The 607-nt window shown below is 38.2% G+C and carries 1 protein-coding gene; it reads left to right on the forward strand.

The features are described 5' to 3' along the window. Nucleotides 1-33: 33 nt before the first annotated feature. A complete protein-coding gene (locus tag BG20_RS02170; RefSeq protein WP_010190309.1) occupies nucleotides 34-561 on the forward strand; it encodes a hypothetical protein in 528 nt (175 codons plus the stop codon). Nucleotides 562-607 lie beyond the last annotated feature (46 nt).

Here is a 607-nt window from a genome sequence, read left to right on the forward strand (position 1 = left end):
TTCCAGCCTTAAATAACTGGCGATCCATTCACATTGGGTGAAAACGGAACAGGTAAAACAGACGCACAAAAAGCTATTTGGACAAGATTTGTACCAACTGTCGCAAGTACTGGTACAGTAGCAGTTACTCAAGGTGGTCAAAACACAACTTCTAACATAACAGTTCAGAAGTTTAGTGAAAGAGCTATCTTAACTAACTCTACTACCAACCCAACAGGTTCAGTCAATGCATTAGTTGTAGATTTAGAAACAACCATAGGTGAGCTTAGACAATCAATCAGAAATCCAAGTACTGGTCCATTCCATGGATTTAACTTCTTAAACTTAGATCTTAGAAGTATCAGTACAACAGGTACATTTGATGTTTATTTGTTAAACAGTACAACAACAAATGGACGAATCATAAACCCTGCTACCGGTTTAGTTAGAGATTATGTAGGTACATTGTTAATTGCTGATAATGTTAGCCCACAAAGCTTAACATTATTAAACGCAACAGAAACAAACGCTAGAATAATTCGCAACAGCAACCACACCAGCAACAAACTGGGTTGGTATTAGCATTTGTGTATAACGGCGGCTCCCCAGATCTAACTGCATCCGGAAA

Source organism: Candidatus Nitrosarchaeum limnium BG20, assembly GCF_000241145.1.
GTDB classification, from domain to species: Archaea; Thermoproteota; Nitrososphaeria; order Nitrososphaerales; family Nitrosopumilaceae; genus Nitrosarchaeum; species Nitrosarchaeum limnae.